20 protein-coding genes are annotated in these 18,613 nt (G+C 32.8%); 6 read left to right on the top strand and 14 right to left on the bottom strand.

The genetic code is table 11. The annotated features are described in order from the left end of the window. Positions 1–12: 12 nt before the first annotated feature. The 10 genes from AC5ZCW_RS16250 to murQ form a co-directional block, all read right to left on the bottom strand. Positions 13–1,491 (bottom strand): PhoX family protein, encoded by a 1,479-nt coding sequence (locus AC5ZCW_RS16250; protein WP_343542024.1) that lies wholly within the window; start codon positions 1,489–1,491, stop codon positions 13–15. Positions 1,492–1,652: 161 nt separating this feature from the next. After that, positions 1,653–2,288 carry a 3'-5' exonuclease gene (locus tag AC5ZCW_RS16245; protein WP_496120843.1) on the bottom strand — a complete coding sequence of 212 codons (636 nt, stop codon included), beginning with the start codon at positions 2,286–2,288 and terminating at the stop codon, positions 1,653–1,655. Positions 2,289–2,290: 2 nt separating this feature from the next. After that, a complete protein-coding gene (locus tag AC5ZCW_RS16240; RefSeq protein WP_496120842.1) occupies positions 2,291–4,210 on the bottom strand; it encodes a DUF294 nucleotidyltransferase-like domain-containing protein in 1,920 nt (639 codons plus the stop codon). Between the two features lie 160 nt (positions 4,211–4,370). Next, entirely contained in the window at positions 4,371–4,742 is a 372-nt protein-coding gene (locus AC5ZCW_RS16235; protein ID WP_177210189.1) for a DNA topoisomerase IV, read from the bottom strand. Between the two features lie 280 nt (positions 4,743–5,022). Further along, on the bottom strand, positions 5,023–5,598 hold the full coding sequence (locus AC5ZCW_RS16230; RefSeq protein WP_343542015.1) for a DUF1572 family protein: 576 nt from the start codon (positions 5,596–5,598) through the stop codon (positions 5,023–5,025). A gap of 98 nt (positions 5,599–5,696) precedes the next feature. Next, a complete protein-coding gene (locus tag AC5ZCW_RS16225) occupies positions 5,697–6,269 on the bottom strand; it encodes a pentapeptide repeat-containing protein (RefSeq protein WP_496120841.1) in 573 nt (190 codons plus the stop codon). Beyond that, positions 6,257–6,571 (bottom strand): type II toxin-antitoxin system RelE/ParE family toxin, encoded by a 315-nt coding sequence (locus tag AC5ZCW_RS16220; RefSeq protein ID WP_496120840.1) that lies wholly within the window; start codon positions 6,569–6,571, stop codon positions 6,257–6,259. Before AC5ZCW_RS16220 ends, AC5ZCW_RS16225 begins: the two co-directional genes overlap by 13 nt. Next, positions 6,556–6,786 (bottom strand): hypothetical protein, encoded by a 231-nt coding sequence (locus tag AC5ZCW_RS16215; protein WP_111424143.1) that lies wholly within the window; start codon positions 6,784–6,786, stop codon positions 6,556–6,558. Before AC5ZCW_RS16215 ends, AC5ZCW_RS16220 begins: the two co-directional genes overlap by 16 nt. Positions 6,787–6,813: 27 nt before the next feature. Then, the gene (locus AC5ZCW_RS16210; protein ID WP_496120839.1) at positions 6,814–7,035 is read right to left on the bottom strand and encodes a DUF6095 family protein; all 222 of its coding nucleotides are present in this window, start codon (positions 7,033–7,035) and stop codon (positions 6,814–6,816) included. Between the two features lie 74 nt (positions 7,036–7,109). Beyond that, the gene (gene murQ / locus AC5ZCW_RS16205; RefSeq protein ID WP_496120838.1) at positions 7,110–7,922 is read right to left on the bottom strand and encodes an N-acetylmuramic acid 6-phosphate etherase; all 813 of its coding nucleotides are present in this window, start codon (positions 7,920–7,922) and stop codon (positions 7,110–7,112) included. Between the two features lie 165 nt (positions 7,923–8,087). Here murQ and AC5ZCW_RS16200 point away from each other — a divergent pair, with 165 nt between their 5' ends. From AC5ZCW_RS16200 to AC5ZCW_RS16190, 3 genes are all read left to right on the top strand, one after another. Further along, on the top strand, positions 8,088–9,239 hold the full coding sequence (locus AC5ZCW_RS16200; protein ID WP_496120837.1) for a helix-turn-helix domain-containing protein: 1,152 nt from the start codon (positions 8,088–8,090) through the stop codon (positions 9,237–9,239). Between the two features lie 66 nt (positions 9,240–9,305). Next, entirely contained in the window at positions 9,306–10,451 is a 1,146-nt protein-coding gene (locus tag AC5ZCW_RS16195; protein ID WP_496120836.1) for a helix-turn-helix domain-containing protein, read from the top strand. A 157-nt stretch (positions 10,452–10,608) separates the two neighbouring features. Next, positions 10,609–12,987 carry a TonB-dependent receptor gene (locus AC5ZCW_RS16190; RefSeq protein ID WP_496120835.1) on the top strand — a complete coding sequence of 793 codons (2,379 nt, stop codon included), beginning with the start codon at positions 10,609–10,611 and terminating at the stop codon, positions 12,985–12,987. 71 nt (positions 12,988–13,058) lie between these two features. Here the strand turns inward: AC5ZCW_RS16190 and AC5ZCW_RS16185 are convergent, their stop codons facing one another. After that, entirely contained in the window at positions 13,059–13,727 is a 669-nt protein-coding gene (locus tag AC5ZCW_RS16185) for a ZIP family metal transporter (protein WP_177210180.1), read from the bottom strand. A 91-nt stretch (positions 13,728–13,818) separates the two neighbouring features. After that, complete coding sequence (locus AC5ZCW_RS16180; RefSeq protein ID WP_343542003.1) at positions 13,819–14,583, bottom strand: class I SAM-dependent methyltransferase; 765 nt, start codon at positions 14,581–14,583, stop codon at positions 13,819–13,821. Between the two features lie 150 nt (positions 14,584–14,733). Here AC5ZCW_RS16180 and AC5ZCW_RS16175 point away from each other — a divergent pair, with 150 nt between their 5' ends. From AC5ZCW_RS16175 to AC5ZCW_RS16165, 3 genes are all read left to right on the top strand, one after another. Beyond that, positions 14,734–15,897, top strand: a complete 1,164-nt coding sequence (locus AC5ZCW_RS16175; RefSeq protein ID WP_343542001.1) for a THUMP domain-containing class I SAM-dependent RNA methyltransferase — start codon at positions 14,734–14,736, stop codon at positions 15,895–15,897. Positions 15,898–16,184: 287 nt separating this feature from the next. Continuing rightward, positions 16,185–16,421 (top strand): hypothetical protein, encoded by a 237-nt coding sequence (locus tag AC5ZCW_RS16170; RefSeq protein ID WP_177210177.1) that lies wholly within the window; start codon positions 16,185–16,187, stop codon positions 16,419–16,421. A gap of 12 nt (positions 16,422–16,433) precedes the next feature. Next, a complete protein-coding gene (locus AC5ZCW_RS16165) occupies positions 16,434–17,129 on the top strand; it encodes an aspartate/glutamate racemase family protein (RefSeq protein ID WP_496120834.1) in 696 nt (231 codons plus the stop codon). 133 nt (positions 17,130–17,262) lie between these two features. On the opposite strand, the gene AC5ZCW_RS16160 is transcribed toward AC5ZCW_RS16165, so the two are convergent. Next, positions 17,263–18,102, bottom strand: a complete 840-nt coding sequence (locus tag AC5ZCW_RS16160) for a DUF6048 family protein (RefSeq protein ID WP_177210175.1) — start codon at positions 18,100–18,102, stop codon at positions 17,263–17,265. Then, entirely contained in the window at positions 18,074–18,607 is a 534-nt protein-coding gene (locus AC5ZCW_RS16155; protein ID WP_343541996.1) for a DUF6452 family protein, read from the bottom strand. Before AC5ZCW_RS16155 ends, AC5ZCW_RS16160 begins: the two co-directional genes overlap by 29 nt. Between the last annotated feature and the right edge of the window lie 6 nt (positions 18,608–18,613).

The following is an 18,613-nucleotide window of genomic DNA, read 5'->3' as shown; positions in this document are numbered from 1 at the left end:
TGGTAGAAATTATTAGCGTTGTACGTTTCTAATAATTACAGTTTGTCCTCCCTCTTTGTTAGTTTGAGTTCCTGAACCGTCAGCATTTTTAAATGCATCACTTTGCCAAGTGTGAGGGTGAATATTTACAGTGAAAGTATCTGGAACACCAATGATATCTGAAATGTCTTGCATAGCCCCAAATTCCCAACTTCCAAATCTCATTTCGCCAGTTTGGTTATAAAGTGTATTCCAAGCTGTATCTGTTCTTTTGTGGTTCATGTTTAACCATGGTTTATTCTGTTTTGTAGCAATATTGTACTGCCAGATGTAAGAATCGTGTTTTGCATCTGCATAATAACTATCACCATCTTCTTGAATGTAAACATAGTTTTCAGTCACACATAAGTTATCAGGATTGATAATTCCAGTTCCAGGAGTACTGTCACCTTCCACAGCCAATTCTAAAGTTCCTTTTAATGGGTTTGTTGCATCTAATTTTACTTTATAAACTCTTCCCCACATTGTATATCCTTCAACAGGAGCATTATTTGTTGCTTGACCAGTTGCAGTAAAGTAAATTTCTCTATTGTTGCTTGCACTTCCTTTTCTGTAGTCTACGTCTTCAACTCTTGAGAAACGAATTGCTTTTAAATCATTAACCGTGGTATTGATTACCGCACCAGTTAAGTTTTTTGCATTCGGAATTTCAACAAATTCAACTGGATATGAATTGTTTAAAGTGATAGTTGTTTCAACTTGATTTCCGTCAGTTCTTTTTAAAGCGTATAATTTCCCGTTAGATAAATCGCCAACTGTACTCACATACATAATTAACTGACCAGCACTTACGTGAGAAGTTGCGTACGATTGATCTTCACCAATTAAAATAACTGTTTTTCCTGGATAAGCCTCTTTTGGAAGCGGAACAGCGTTTTCCATACTCGCTTTTCCTAAAGCTGGCAACACTCTGTCAGTTCTAGCTTTATCAGTAGATAATCCAAGAGGATTAATTCCGTGAACCATACTTTCCTGACCGCTTTCTCCAGCAGTTAAAAAGATTGGCCCAAATCCGTGGATTTCTGGAGTTGCCAAAGTGGCAGAACACAAACGAGTAAGACCCCCAACACCATCAACGATATAGTCTCCTTTTACAGGCTTGAAAGTTTTGTCTAAATATACTCTTGATACCGATTGAATAATTTCATGGTTAGTAATCATAATGTATCCATCACCTTTAGGATCTTTCATTATTCCAGCTCCGTCAGGCTGTGCGCCATAAACAAAAGATGGAGAATCTGGAAGTACATCAGCGCTTGTAATTAAAGTGCTGATCTTTAAGTTTTCAAAACCTGTCTGAGCATAAACAAAAGGAGGTACTTTTGAATGTGAAGTAAAATCGATGCTTGCGTTTACATCGTTTTTTGAATCTTTGTCATCATTTTGACAGCCAATTGCAGTAATACCTGCAATTCCAAGCAAGGTAATCGATTTTAAGAAGTTAGCTTTCATAAAGTGTTTTTTTGTGTTTTTTTTGATTAGAGCAAAGCTATCTTTCAAAAACAAAATACATGTTATGAGTATTTTTCCTTTTTGCTAACTTTTATAAGTCTTGTATTACTAAATAGTAAATTAAAAGTTTAGAATGTAAATTTTAGATTCCTAAAAAAATCTTAAAACGGTTTAAAAAGCTGATTTAGATTGACTGCTTTTTTCTCTTTTAGCTTTTTTACAATTTTAAGAAAAGCAATCGCCGTGATGTAAGCATCACCCAAAGCAGTGTGGCGATCTTTTTTTGAAATATCAAATTTGTCAGCCAAATCATCTAAGGTATAATGATCTTTTCGCTCAAATAAATGCGATTGAATTAAAGTCTTTTTGTACAAATAAGCAGTATCTAGAGTTTTATTGGTTAAATAAGGAAGGCCATTTCGTTCTAAAGCTTTATTAATCATGGTAACATCAAAAATTGTGTGATGTGCAATGATTATAGAATCTCCTAAAAAATCTAAAAATTGCTGTAAAGCCTCTAACTCGGTCGGACGTTTAATCAATAAATCTTTTAAAATGCCATGAATCTGAGCGGTCGATTTATCATAATGATCTTGTTCAAGATACACTTCAAAACTATCCTGAACATTAATGATTCCGTTTTGAAGAACTAATGCGCCAATACATAAAATACGATCGTTCTCATAATCAAATCCTGTAGTTTCGGTATCTAAAACAACAAAACGAGTTTCTTCGATGGTAATATTTTCATCGAATAGATTATTTTCTTCTTTCTTCCAAAAATTGAATAAACTCATTATTATACCAGATTTGAGATATTAAAACGTACTGAAATAAGTTCCTGAAGTTCTTTGATGGTTTTAAAAGTACGTTTCAGCTTAATTTTTTCCATTTTGGTTAAAGACTCCAATTCGATAAACTGACCCGAATCATGGTGTAAAAGACCTTGTTTGGTTCTAAATTTCAGTAAAGCTTTAAACGAATAAGAACAAGACAAATATAATTCTCTATTATTTGGCTCCAGTTCAGCCAATTTCTCAAAACGTTCTGCCGTATTGCTGATTCCTTTTACAGAATGAGATAAAATTAAAACACGCGCCGCATCTGTTAAAGGCATTAAGGCCCTTCGTTTGATGTCAAAATTATCTTTGTTTGCGCCATCTTGTTCAACTAAAAATTGTCTGAAGAAACCAGTAGGCGAAGGGCTTTGTAAAGCACCGCTCACCAAATGCATATAAAAAATCGGATTTGCTTTTACGTTTTCAAAAATAGAATCAGATAATTCGTTAACGATTTCAGAGTCTCCATAAGTTTTGCTGTAGTCAAAGAAAATAAAGGAAAGTAAAACTTCATTTTTCCCAGGATTTGTAATCCAATGATGCACCTGAGCTTTCCATTCATCTAGACTCATACACCATTTCGGACTAGAAGCCATCATATCGGCAGGACAATAATCGTAACCAATTTCAAAAAGGCCTTTATTGACAAGACCAGCAAACTTTAAGAAATATATTCTAGTTTCGTCCCTAAAAACTTCACTTACATTTTCGTAAACAATTGCATTATCTTGATCGGTGTGCAGCATTTGCTCACCGCGTCCTTGGCTTCCAAGCGCCAACCACGCAAATTTTACAGGAGGAGGACTGCTCATTTTTTCCAAACAGATCTCGATAACTCGAGTAGTGCAGGCCTCGTTCAATTCTGTAATGATTTTGGTAATCAAAGTCATCGGAATATTTTGATCCAGATAACCTTGAAGCAGTTGCATGATTCGGTTGCGAATCGGCTTTATTTCCTTGATTTTTTTTGTTCGTTTTAAGGCTTTTATCAAAACTGCGGGATTATTTCCGAGCGCCACCATAACATCGTGTTTCGATAAAATTCCTACCGCTTTAGTATTTACCGTTCCATCTTTAGTTAAACATAAATGACTGATATTACTTTTCATCATCGCCATTTGTGCCTCGGTAACCGTCATTTTTTTCGGGTAAGTAATAACAGGTTTTGTCATTATCGTTTCGGCGGTTGTTGTAATTGGAAAATCGCCGGTAACAATTTTATTTCGAAGGTCTTTATCGGTTAGAATACCAATCGGAAGCATTTCATCAACAATTAGAATAGCGCCAACTTTCTTTTTGTTCATAATCTTAGCCACTTCCTTAACAGTCGTTGTTGGACTGCAAGTAACGATTTTTTTTGAATATTTGATGGGCGCTAAATCAAAAGAATGATTGCTCGAATGCAGGTTTTCATTTAACTGATCATCGCCATATAATTTATCTTTATGAATGTCTGAATACGGATTTCGAGTATTTGAAGCGTAACTTTCAATCAAAAAATTACCAATGTTTCTGTTTTCAAGGGCGTAAGGTTTAAAAACTGCAATAGGAATAGCGTAAAGAATACTTTCTTCATGCGCTACAGCCTCCATAATGTAATTTTCTTGTGCCAAAAGCGGACGAAGTCCAAAAATATCGCCTTCGTCACACATGTCTAAAACGGTGTTTTTAGTGCTTTTTTTCAAAGCGATTGCACCTTTATGAACTACATAAAAAGAATCGTGTGTTTTATCATTTTCTGCAAAAATTACTGAATCTTTTTCTTTATAAATAATAGAAATCTGTTCAGATAGTTTTTCTAAATCTCTCTGATGCAAAAAATTAAACGGCGGATAATTCTTTAAAAAGTCGGCAACACGTTGCGAAATGGTATTTTTCATTTGGTTAGATTAGAGTTCTAATGTACTATTTATAATAGAAATGTAAAAGAAACACATTATTTTAATTTGCCACAAAGACGCAAAGGCACAAAAAAATAAATTCTTAGCGTCTTTGTGCCTTTGTGGCAAAAAAAAAGCTCCAAATTGGAGCCTTTATTATTTAATCAACTTTATAAACAGTACCTCGCTGTTTCTCTTCAGAACCAACCAAGCCAAATTCAAACGTATAAGAATCTTTAGAAGTTGTTAAAATCTTCATGCTGATTGCTTTTTCTTCAGCCATGTTTTTTGGATGCTTTTTCTGCAGCACATATTCGCAGTCACTTACCCAGCGAATGGTTGCAGTATCTGTTTTTCCTTCAAAAGTTTCGATTTCGATATCGTCTTTGCGCTCAAAATAGGTCGTTTTTTTCTCTCCGTTGACTTCTGTTTCAAATTTGAATTTTCCAGTTTTAAAATCTTTACAATTATGTTCAGCATTATAACATGAAACTAAAGTCAGAATAGGGAATAAGAATAGTATTTTTTTCATTTTAAATAAGTTGTTTTTTAGGAGCTAATCCCGCTGTCCGCTATATCTTTTGTGGTGAACCCCACCACAAAAGGATGCCGCTACCATCGGGGCTAGGGCTTTAGTTGTCAAAAGTCCTTTTTTCAATTAAAGAATAAAAAGAAAATTACAAGAGTTATAAAAGCTATAAAAAGTAAATTCCGTTTTTTGTTTTTAGAACTCTGTTCTTCGGTTAAATTTGTTTTGCAGAATTTAATTAAGATCCACCAACATGTTCCGCCAAAATTTGCATAATATTCGATCATTTCAATCTTTTTAATTCATCGTCAGTAAAGTTCTTGATTTCTTTTTCTTTGGCAAACTTTTCAGCATTATAATTTCCCGATTTATTCTTCGGAATCGATAAGCTATTCCATTCGCTGTTTTTCAATTGTTTGGCGTAAAAAACAATCTGTCCGACATGATAAGGATAATGTGCCAACTGACGATTGATAGCTTCAATAACAGTATGACCTTCGTTTCTAATGTAAATGATATCTGAAAGCTGTTCGGGTTTTAAGCTTTCTAAAGCATTTTCTAGACAAGTCCAGCCTTTGTTCCAGACTTCCAAAACTTCTTCTTTAGATTGTAAATCGTTTTCAAATTCTGCATCACGATTTCGCCATTCTTTCTCTCCATCAGAAGTTAGAAAGTCAGTCCAGCGCGAAAGCATGTTGCCAGAAATGTGTTTTATGATGGTAGCAATGCTGTTGGTGTCTTCATTAAACGATACGAAAAGTTGCGAAGGCTCAAGCTGCTCTATAGCTTTTTCTCCAAGCATTTTATAGTATAAAAATTGTTTTTTGACACTTTCTAGATAAGATTCAGATAATTTCATAGCTATTTTTTTTGCCACAAATAGTACAAGTATTAATTGAATCGCAAATTGATCGAAATCTCAATTCGTGTTAATTCGTGTAATTCGAGGCGTTGTTTTTAAACAATCTTGATATCGTATTTGTGTAATAATCCAACAATTCCGTCTGTAGAAAATTGTGCTTTTTTCATCGGATTAAATTCAGGATCGATTTTATAATTATAAGCTGTTTTAAAATTAACTCCAGCCAATTGTGTTTCGTTAAAAATAGCGCCATCAAGATTGCAATTATCAAAAATAGAACTCGTTAAATTAGTTCCGATAAAAGTTACTTCACGCACGGAAGAATTGATAAATTTGGTTTTTGGCATTTTTTTATTCGAAAAAAGCGCATAATCCAAAACGCAATCTTCAAAATATACCTGAAATAAGAAATCGTCACATTCGTTAAAAGCGATTCCTAGAAGTTTACAATTTTTAAAAGTGACATTTTTTAAACTTGTTCCAGCCAAACTTGTCATAGATAAATTACAGTCTATAAATTCGCAGTCAAGAAAAGTATTAGAACTAAAATTACTGTTGGAAAAATCACAATTTTTAAACACACAATCTTCAAACTCCCGATTGTTTATTCGTTTATCAATATAAACAACTTTGTCAAATGTTTTCTGAATGTGAATTAGACTTTCCATGAATGTTTTTTAGGTTTTTGTGCATTGTGGCGCACTCGAAGTATATAGATACTCTCGTTCGTTATTTGATAAGAAATAGCGTAATCGTAAACAGAATAAACTCTAAAATTGCCATCATTTTTGGCTTTCTGTATGTCAAGTTTATAGATTTCAGGCTGTATTTTAAGAATTTCTGTACTTTCAAAAATAGTATTAACTACTTTGTCAGCAATCGTGATTGATTTACTTTCAAAAAAAATGTAAAAATGAATATCTTCTAATTGGCTCAAAGCACTGTTTGTCCAAATTATTTTCTTCCCCATTTTTTTGCAATTTCTTTAGCTTCATCTTCAGTATAAAAATTACCTTTTTTAATATCATCTAAGGCATTTTCAATATCTAAATTATAAGCTGCATCCGAATCAATTGCAGTATTGTTTATTGATTGTAAAAGGTGTTTTAGTTTTTCAACAAAAGAAGGATCTTTTACTTTATCAATTTCTTGATGAATCCAGTTTATTTCTGCTTGTATATCCATAACAAAGAATTTTAGTAAAGATACAAATTAGTCATTAAATATACCTTTCATAATGGTTTTCAATCCCAAAAAGATCAAAACCATAGAAGACAAGCAAGCTATAATTCCGATTCCTAAAACAAGATAGTGCCAGTTGTTGCTTTGATTCTGAAAAGCATTATAAATCAACGATGGACCAAGAAACATTAAAGGCAAAGCACCTGTTAAATATTTAATTCCTTTTCCTAGTAATTGTCTGTTTGTTGCCATTTTGTTTTTGTTTCAAGTTTTCTTTGTTTCAAGTTTCAAATTGCAGTTTGAAACAACATTTCACAGAAAACTTTTTACTTATTATAATTATCGACTGCATTTCTCACGCTGCCGTATTTTTTTAATAATTCTGATGCTTCATCATACGATACTGGAATTTCGTCCATAATCATTTTTACGCCGCGATCAACCAGCTTAATATTACTTAGCTGCATATCCACCATTTTATTGCCTCTCACTTTTCCTAGCTGAATCATTGCAGCGGTCGAAATCATATTTAAAACCAGTTTTTGAGCAGTTCCAGCTTTCATTCTTGAACTTCCGGTAATAAATTCTGGTCCAACAACAACTTCAATAGGAAATTGAGCCGTCAATGCCAACGGACTTCCGGCATTACATGTAATACATCCTGTAACGATATTATTTTCATTACAAGCTTCTAAACCACTAATTACATAAGGAGTTGTGCCAGATGCCGCGATTCCAATTACAACATCATTTGAATCGATATTATGATTTTGAAGATCGATCCAGGCATTTGTTGTACTATCTTCAGCGTTTTCGACAGCACGTCTGATAGCGGTATCTCCACCAGCTATAATACCATTTACTAAATCAAAAGGTACTCCAAATGTAGGCGGACATTCAGAAGCGTCAACAACACCAAGTCGGCCAGAAGTTCCCGCTCCAATATAAAACAACCTACCACCCAACTTTAATTTGTCGACTATTTGTGGAATCAAAACTTCGATCTGTGGCAAAGCTTTTTCGACAGCATAAGGAACAGTTTTGTCTTCTTGATTAATATTAGATAACAATTCATGAACAGACATTTTCTCTAAATGTTCATATTTTGATGATTGTTCCGTGGTTTTTGTAAATGTCATTTTATAGTTATTTAGACGCGCCAAAATTAATATATTTTATCTCAATCTCGCAAAGTTCAAAGCTTTATAATCTTCATTTTATTTTATTTTTTTGAATAAAGACGCTTCTTTCTCATCATTGTTACATAAACTAAAATATTATATTTGTTTAATATAAAAAGATAAATGGATAAATTAGGATTTTTAGATAGCGTTGCCCGTATTGCTGTCTTTGTTTCGTTATTATTGGCACTTTTTTTACTTACTGTAAAGACGGAGAATAAATTGGCTAACCGACTTTTTGCTTGTTTTATTATTTTGTCAGCGATTGATTTTAGCGGTTTAATGGATTATTCATTTCCGATAGAATATATAAATATAGATTTGTTTAGAAGTACAGTGTGTTTGTTAGAAATGCCGTTGATTTATCTCTATGTTTTGGCAGTTTGTTATTCTGATTTTAGACTAAAATGGAGGCATTTAATCTATACACTTCCATTTATAGTGATGAATTTTGTTTTAATGCCGAGAGTTTATTTGAAATCGGGTGCTGAAAAGCAGTTTATTTTAGAACATTACAGTACAATGTTTGAAATTTACTTTTTTCAAATTCTAATCGAATTTCAGTATTGGTTTTATATTGTGAGTATATTCTTGATTTTAAGAAAATACAAAAGAATTTATCTCGAAAATTACACCAATCCTAGTACGTCTACCTACAAATGGCTTTTTCAGATGAATTGTGTTTTTGTAGTTATGCATTCTATTACAGCTTCAAAAAATTTATTGCGCTATACCGCTTCCAGAGATACTTTTTTGTGGGGAAATGTTTTAATGGTGATTATGGCTTTAAGCGTAATATGCTGGTTTGTTATGAAAGCATTAAATCACCCAGAGCTTTTTAGAGGAATTAATTCAAGATTGACGTTAACTAAAGACTTTCTTCCTAAAGAAAATAATGAAGTCATCGAAATTACAAACAATCAGGATGAAGCTGTTTCTGCCCAGATTTCAGCATTAAAAAATTATATGGTTGAAAAAGAACCATTTCTAGACCCATCGCTTACAATTCAGGAATTGGCAAATCAAATTAATATGCCTGTTCGAGATTTATCTATTTTGATTAATCATCATATGGACCAGCATTTTTTTGATTTTGTGAATGAATATCGCATTCAGAAGGCGATGACTATTTTGAAAGACTCTTCAAAAAATCAGTTTACAGTTTTAGAAATATTGTACGAAGTAGGTTTTAATTCGAAATCTTCATTTAATACTTCTTTCAAAAAATATACAAATTTAACGCCTACGGCTTACCGAAACGCTATTGTAAATTGATCTAACTTCTAATGAGTTTATGTTTAAGGACTAAAACATTATATTTGTTAATTAATCAAAAAAGTAATGAATACAGTCACTTTTTTAACAGGTATGGCCGGAATATCAGTTTTTGTTTCCTTATTGTTGGCCTTCTTTTTACTCACTGTGCAAACAAAAAACAAACTTGCAAATAGGCTATTTGCTTGCTATTTGATATTTTTTGCCATTGATAATAGCGGTATTTTCATCGATGAGAACTTCATTAGAGATCATTTTAATTTCGAATTTTTTAGATGGACTATTTGTGCGTTAGTACTGCCAGCTTTCTATCTTTATGTCTTATCCGTTTGTTTTGCTGATTTTAGGTTGCGTTCAAAACATTTGTTGCATTTAATTCCGTTTGTTCTAACAAATGTGGTTTTCTTGTTTAGACTCTATCTATTAAATGAAGCTAACAAAAGACTGTTTTATGACCATCGTGACCAATCGCCAGAAATGTTTTATTTGTTTCTTATCCTAGGTTTACAAACAGTCTTTTATAGCATAGGTGTCTTTTTGGTTTTGAAAAAGTACAGAGAAATATTTCAGGAAAATTATACGAATCCGAGAACTTCTATTTTTAAATGGCTGTTTCAAATCGCAATGGCACTTTTTGTTTTGTATTACCTATCGATAGCCAAAAATATATTGCGATATGCTGCCATTGATTTCTTATTGATTTGGTCTCACACCATATTGCAGTTTTTGGTTTTGACGATCACTTGTTGGTTCGTTTTAAAAGCGCTCAATTATCCTGAACTTTTTAGAGGCATCGATTCTAAATTGTTATTAGCGAGAGATATTCTTCCTAAGAAAAAGAATGAAAGTACTGGTGCAAAAGACAGCCAAAACGAAATAATTACAAACCAAATTTTGGCATTGAAACACTATATGACAGAAAAAGAACCTTTTCTTGATCCGTCGCTTACAATTCAGGAACTTTCTAATCAAATTGAAATTCCAGTTCGAGATTTATCTGTTTTGATTAATCAACATATGGATCAGCATTTTTTTGATTTTGTGAATGAATATCGTATTCAAAAAGCGATGGAAATTCTTAAAAATCCTTCCAAAAAAGATCTAACGGTTTTAGAAATCTTGTACGAAGTAGGATTTAATTCAAAATCATCTTTTAATACTTCGTTCAAAAAATATACAAATTTAACACCGACAGCGTACAGAAATAGCTAAAAATAAAGGCTTTGTAAAAAGTCGAACGCATTACAAAAAAAGGTCGAACCAATTTCTATTTGAGAAAATGGTTCGACTTTTTTTTATCGGTCGCACATGGAAATTTTCTATAGCAACTTTGCTTCAAATTAATCGAACAAGTTAAAAATTAGAAATCATGAAAAAATTAAATCTCCTAATCTTTTTACTATTGCCTTTATTTTGTTTAGCACAATCAACATTAAAAGGAAAAGTAGCTAGTGAAACAAAAGCTTTAGAATGGGCAGAAATTTCAATATTAAATAAAGAAGGAAAAATTATCGATGGAACTACAACTAAAGAAGATGGTTCTTTTGAAATAAAACTTAAAAACGGCTTTTATAAGATAGAAATCGATCTTTTAGGATTTACTAACTATGAAAAAGAAATTTCGCTAGAAAAAAATACCGATTTAGGAATTATTATTCTCAAAGAAAATGAAACCAAATTAGTTGAAGTTGTGGTTCAGTCTAAAAAGAAAACCATCGAACAGAAAACAGATCGCTTAGTTTATAACTTCGAAAACAATGTTACAACAACTGGTGGCGATGCTTTAACCGCCATTAATACAGCGCCTGGGGTTGTAGTAAAAAATGATGTAATTACCATTTTAGGAAAAGGAACTTCACGCGTGATGATAGACGGGCGTTTGATTGAATTGACTGGCGAGGAATTGAATAATTTCTTGAAATCGATTTCTGCAGCAGACATTAAGAATATTGAAATTATAAGCAATCCGCCAGCAAAATATGAAGCCGATGGGACTGGAGGATTGATAAATATTATCATGAAAAAAGGAGTTCGTGATTCGTGGAAAAATTCGACAACAGTTTCTTACGATCAGAATAAATACGGGATTTATACTTTAAGAGATAATTTCTTTTATAATAAAAATAAGTTTCGTCTTTCAGCAAGCGTCAACGGAAAAACAGGATATATGAATATAGACGAAATTTCAAAAGTATATTTTGAAGAAGGAATTTCAAATATGAGCGCGATGACAAAAATGAAAAATGAAAATCTATCAGGGAAATTTGCTTTAGATTATGATTTTTCAGAAAAAACAACAGCGGGTTTTCAATTTATAAACGATAGAAATAATCCGGATTTTCAATCGGATATTGTGATAGACAGATATGATGCTGAGAATCAATTAAAGAATTATACAATCAATAAAAGTTACGCAGACAGAGCATCGGGAAGTTTAACGTATAATGCGCATTTGATAACAAAACTGGATTCGCTGAACCGAAAATTGTCTTTTGATGTGGATTACTTTAATTACAATTCAAAATTTGATCGTGAGTTTATTGCAAACGACTATTTAGCAGATGGAACTTTTGTTACGGTGAATCAGTCAGGGCAAAATATCTCAAACCAAGATATTCATAATTGGAGTTTTAAGGCAGATATGGAACATCCGTTTGAAGTCCTGAATTTATCTTATGGCGCGAAAATGAGTTTTACAAACAGTGTAAGTGATGTACTTTATTATAATACGATTTCGGGAACTCCAGAATTAGATCCTTTACAATCAAACCGATTTAATTATACGGAAAATAATCAGGCGTTTTATGTTAACGGAGATAAAAAAATCAATGAAAAATGGAATTTTCAAGTTGGTTTGAGACTGGAAAATACGCAAACAAAAGGCTTCTCTGAAACTTTAAATCAGGAAACGGTTAATAATTATTTGAAATTGTTTCCAACGGTTTTTGCATCTTATAAGAAAAACGACAGCAATACTTTTACCTTAAATTACGGAAAAAGAATCAATAGACCACGTTTTGATTTATTGAATCCGTTTCGAATTTATATAAGCAGTAATAGTTATTCAGAAGGGAATCCGTTTTTGCAGCCTTCGTTTAGTGACAACTTTGAGTTTGGATATTCTTATAAAGAAATATTGCGAACTACTGTTTTTGTCAATTCAATTACAAACGGCTACGGCGTTTTGTTTACCTCAAATCCGGCAACAAATACACAAATTGTAACAAGAGATAATTATTTCAAAAGTTTGAATTATGGAGTTGGAGAATCATATTCGGCAACTTTTACAGATTGGTGGACAAGTGAAAATTCTTTGTATTTTTTAGGCGCAAAAACAGAATTTATTAAAGAGATCAATGCAACTCCCTCAAATAGCTTAGAAGTAGATTTTTCGACAAATAATACTTTTGTTTTAGGAAAAAATTCTAAACTTCAAATTGATTTTAGCTACACTCCACCTTATGAAAGCGGTTTATACAAAATAGGTTATACATCAAGTTTTGATATTGGTTTTAAGCAGGATTTGTTTAATAAAACAATGCAAATTGCTTTTTTGGCAAATGATATTTTTAATACTTCTTACTTAAAAGATTTCACTTCTGTGGTAAATGGCGTAAAGCAAGTTTACAGTCAAAATAATAGTAACCGATTTATTCGTTTGTCTGTGGTTTATAATTTTGGAAATAAAAAAATCAACGTTAAAGAACGCAATTTTGGAAATCAAGAGGAGAGAAAAAGAGCTAATTAAATTAGATAATTAGAAAATGTGCCAATTAGATAATAATAATTTTCTAATTGGCACATTTTCTAATTGACACATTATAAAAAGAATGCCAATAAAATTCCGAGAACGATCATAGAAACTTTGGCGATATTAAATTTATGCCCTTCGCTACTTTCGAAAATAATCGTCGACGAAATGTGGAATAAAATACCGATTACGATTGCTGTTATTTCGGTGTAATATTTACTTAAAAAAGGCAAATATTCAGATGCTACAGTTCCTAGTGGCGTCATGATGGCAAATGTGAGCATGAAGGCAAAAATGGCTTTTTTGTTTAAATCTGCATTAATGAAAAATGTTGTTAAGATAACAGCAATTGGCAGATGATGAATAGCAATTCCGACAGCTAAGCCATGATGATGGCTTACTGGAAAACCTTCTAAAAAGGCATGAATGCAAAGACTGATAAACAATAGCCACGGAATCTGAGACATTTTTGCATGCCCGTGTACGTGTCCGTGTTCGGCACCTTTTGAGAAAAATTCGAGAACGATCTGGAATAAAATCCCGACCATTATGAAGATTCCGATATTGTGGTTATGCGATTCGTAAACATCTGGAAGCAGATGCATTACGGTTAAAGACAATAAAAAAGAACCGCTGAATGCAAGCAGCAGTTTTAAATTGGTTTTGTTTTCTGGTTTTATAAACAAAGCCACACTATATCCTAAAAGTACAGAAATTAAGGGTAGTAAATAGTTCATTTTTATTTTGTTTAATCGTTGATTCGTTTAATCGGTTAATTGTTTTTTTGTTTAGCGATTAAACGGTTCAACAATTAAACGATTAACCAATTTATTTAAAAATCATGATTAATCTTTCGCTTTCGGTTTTATGGAATTTTTTGAGTTTATAATCTCCAAAAATGTCCAGCAGGAAAATTCCAGCCTCGTCCATTAAATCCTGAAAGTCTTTCAAAGTTAGTGCTTTTACTTTTTCTGTAAAATGATATTTTCTGCCATGGTCTTCAAAATCAATTTCTTTGAAAATATGCCCGTCCTCTACATATCTTTTGATGTGAAAATCTATTTCGTCAACCGTTTTTACTTCTTCTGGAACAAGGTTTTCAATTACGTTTGCAACATTCATAAAATCAATAACCGCAAAACCGTATTCAGATAAGCTTTCTTTGATTGCTTTTAAAGTTGTTAGATTATCGTCATCACTTTCGAAGTAGCCAAAACTGGTAAAAAGGTTGAAAATGGCATCGAACTTTTCTTCAAAAGGTTCGCGCATGTCGTGCACTTTAAAATGCAGGGTTTCGTTGCTATTTTTACTAGCTTCAGTAATGCTGTTTTCAGACAGATCGGCTCCTAAAACATCGTAGCCTAATTGATTTAAATAAATAGAATGACGGCCTTTTCCGCACGCTAAATCCAATACTTTTGCTTTCTCAGGCAAATTAAGGTAATGCGTTAAATTGTCCATGAAAACCTGAGCTTCACGATAATTACGATCCTTGTAAAGAATGTGATAATAAGGCGTGTCAAACCACGAAGAGTACCAGTTTTGATCGTCGCCTTCTTGATTTGGGATGGAGTCGTTATGCTTTTCGGACATTTATTCTATTTCAATTAATTCAAAGTCCGGCAAATTTAGTGTATTTTTGCCGAAAAATTACTATTTAGCAGCGATACATTGTTGCATTATGCAAAGAGATGCAGGAATGCATCTTTTAAATTTTTAGTTTTTTTTAATTTAAAAGACAAGATGGAAGAAAATTTTAAAATGATTGCCAAATGTTTTTTTGGCTTTGAAGAAATATTAGAAAAAGAATTACGTGCACTTGGCGCTCAAGATGTCGAAAAGGGGGTGAGAATGGTGAGTTTTAAAGGAGATAAAGGTTTTATGTATAAAGCCAATTTGTCTTTGCGTACCGCGCTTAAAGTCTTAAAACCAATTTATTCTTTTAGAGCAAATAATGAACAAGCGTTGTACAAAGGTATTTCGGGTTTAAACTGGTCTAAGCTTTTAAATGCGAATCAGACTTTTGTGATCGATGCAACGGTGCATTCTACTTATTTCAATCATTCTGAATTTGTTTCGCAGAAATGTAAAGATGCGATTGTAGATCAATTTAGAGAAAGAACAGGTCAAAGGCCGAGTATTGATAAGCAATATCCAGATTTACGTATTAATATTCATATCGATAAAGATCAGGTTTCTGTGGCTTTGGATACTTCTGGAGCTTCGCTTCATCAGCGTGGTTACAGAACAGCTACCAATATTGCTCCGATTAATGAGGTTTTAGCAGCTGGAATTCTTTTACTATCTGGCTGGGATGGACAAAGCCATTTTCTAGACCCAATGTGCGGCTCTGGAACTTTCTTAGCAGAAGCAGCAATGATTGCCTGCAATATTCCGGCAAACATTAACAGAAAAGAATTTGCTTTTGAAAAATGGAAAGATTGGGACAATGATTTGTTCGATACAATTGTTGACAGTTTAATGAAAAAAACAAGAGAGTTTCATTATACGATTAAAGGTTTTGATAAAGCGCCAAGTGCTGTAAGCAAAGCCAAAGACAATATTAGAAATGCCAATTTAGAGGATTATATTAAAGTGTACGAAGAGAATTTCTTTGATACGGAAAAAGAAACAGAAGGAAAACTTCATATTGTTTTCAATCCGCCTTATGATGAACGTTTAGATATTCATATGGAAAGATTTTACGCCAGCATTGGAGATACCTTAAAGAAGAATTATCCAGGAACAAACGCTTGGTTTATTACAGCAAACCTAGAAGCTTTGAAATTCGTAGGATTAAAACCTTCAAGAAAAATTAAACTTTTTAACGGAAGCCTTGAAGCACGTTTGGTAAAATACGAAATGTACGAAGGAAGTAAGAGAACGAAATTTCAGGTTTCTGAATAGGTGCAAAGTTGCAAAGGTTCAGAGGGACAAAGTGAAATTTTTTGTCGTTTAGAAAACTGAAACTTTAACCTAGAAAAAGAGTATTAAAAATATAATTTGATTATCAGTTCAAAGAAAAAGCTTTGAAACCGCAAAGTCGAAAAACTTTGCCACTTTGAGCCTTTGCAACTCTGAACCTTAAAAAAAAAATAATTTAAAATAAATAGTAAGCTTCTAAGAATATAAGCTGCAAGAAGAAAAACTTAGCAGCTTAGCATCTTAGAACCTTAGCAACTCTAAAAAAAAACATGTCAAAACTACAACTACGCGCTTTTTTATACCAACTGGCAGCTTTTGCCATTTTATTTCTTGCATTTAGATATTTGATTGCTGCTTACACAGGATTAACCGGAATCTGGATTCCGATGACAGCATTTGTAATCGGAACTATTATTGGACCTAAATTCCAAGCTGTAAGAACCAAAGACGGTGAAAAGCTTTTTATGAAATGGCTTTTTATAAAAGGAATTAAAGAAATCGGATAATTTGGAAAATATATGAGGAAAATTGGACTTATCGGCGGAATCAGCTGGGTTTCTACATCTGATTATTATACTTTGATTAATAAAGGAATTAATGAGAAATTGGGCGGCCTGAATTTTTCGGAATGTCTAATCTACTCTTTTAATTATTCCGATATTAAAAAGAATAACGATGCTAACGATTGGGATTCGACTTTTAATATGCTTTTAAAAGCTGCTGAAGTTTTAAAATCGGGTGGGGCAGAAGCTATTCTTTTATGCGCTAATACCATGCATTTAATTGCTGATAGGATACAAGAAGCTATTGATATTCCTCTTATTCATATTGCAGAAGAAACAGCGATTGAAATTCATAAAAAACAATTGAAAAAAGTTGGTCTACTAGGAACGAAATTTACAATGGAATTGGATTTCTTTAAAGATAAATTGGCTGAGAAAGAAATTGAAACGATAATACCACTAAGCGAAGCTGATAAAGATTTTATTCATTACACCATTTTCGAAGAATTAGGAAGAGGAATTGCAACAGAAGAAACGAAAAAGCGTTACTTAGAAATCGCAAACGGATTGATTCAAAACGGAGCAGAAGGAATCATTTTAGGATGTACCGAAATTCCGCTAGTTATAAAAGAAGGCGATTTAAATGTTCCAATTTTTGATACTACTTTAATACATACACAAGCAGCGATTAATTTTCAGTTAACTTTTTAGGTGCTGAGGTTCTGAGATACTAAGGTTCTAAGTTTTCTTAACAACATAAAAAAAGCGGTAAATCAACTTGATTTACCGCTTTTTTTAGCCTTAGTATCTTAGTATCTCAGAACCTTAGCATCTTAAAAAAGAACTATTTCTTCTTCTTAGGTTCTTCTTTTTTTGCAGTTTCAGACGCCATTGTTTTTTTCTTGTAAATCGGAATAAAGTAAGAAACTGTATAGTTGAAACCAATTCCGAAGCTTCCATCATAAGTTCTGTTGAAACCTGGAATATAAAGGTTTTCAAAATTATTAGGCTCTTTATTGGTTGCCAGAAGTTTAAGCTGTACGCCAAAACCAACAAATACATTTCTAAAAACTTGTGCTTTTAATCCCATTGCAACCTCGATCCAAGTTGCTGTAAGGCCATTATATTTTTGACCTTCTGCTATAGGCGGTAATTCTCCCCAATACGGATTCGGATTATAGATTTTGTAATTAATCAGTTCTTGGCTAAAAGTACTGAAACCGCCTCGCATTCCAATCGTAATTAAGTTTTCCATATCCAACCAGTTTTGATAAAAATTATAATCAAAACCTGCTTTTATGTACGTTCCGTTAGCCGAAGAAGTTAATCGGTCATCCTCGGTAGTTTTGTCTTCGTAGCCTAACTCTGCAGCGATATAGTATTTTTTTGTCAAGCGCCAGTCTCCAACAAATTCGACTCCTTTATAATTTTTGTCATAAAGTCCGCGGGTAAGTTTGTACAAATCGACACCGACACGAAGTCCATAGCGGTCTGTTTTTACAACGCTGTCTTTTTGGGTTTCCTGAACTTCTGGTTTTGCCGTCTTTACAGTTTTTTCTGTTTGAGGCTTTTTAGTCACTATTGTATCTTTATTTTTAGAAATCTCAGGAACATCCTGAGCGTAACCTAAAAACATTGAAAACAATAATGAAAGACTAGAAATAAACTTTAATGTGTGTTTCATTTTCAGATTCAATGTTAGGGTTTTCTAATACAACGTCGGTCATCCAAATACTACCGTCTGGATCAGTTTGAACAATAGGTAGAACGTTTCTTAACTGAAATATAGTTTTAAATCCACATGCTCTAGAGACGTATACATTTTGCGATGTATAATTAAATTTTAACACATCAGTATTGATTGAAGCAGGATTAAATGAATTGGAAATAAACTTGAAGGTTGTTGTACTGTCGTTTACTTTTAAAGGAAGCATAACAGTGCTTCCATTGGTTACATATCGTAGTGAATCATTAACCGCAAGACTTTCATTAAAAACAATTCCCTGTTCCATTCCTTCACCAATAACTTTTAAGTTACTCACATTTCTGGTTTTGGTCGGATTGGAAATATCATAGAATGTAATCACCAATCTAGGTGTAGTTGGTGTATTAGGATCACAGACATCATCTTTCTCGCAGCTAGATAAGCCAAAAGTAAAGAGCAGTAAAAGAGAGATTAGTTTTTTCATCTATTT

Source organism: Flavobacterium sp. PLA-DH12 (assembly GCF_059511845.1).
The sequence above is the reverse complement of the archived record's forward strand: the minus strand, read 5'-3'. Positions and strand labels throughout refer to the sequence as shown.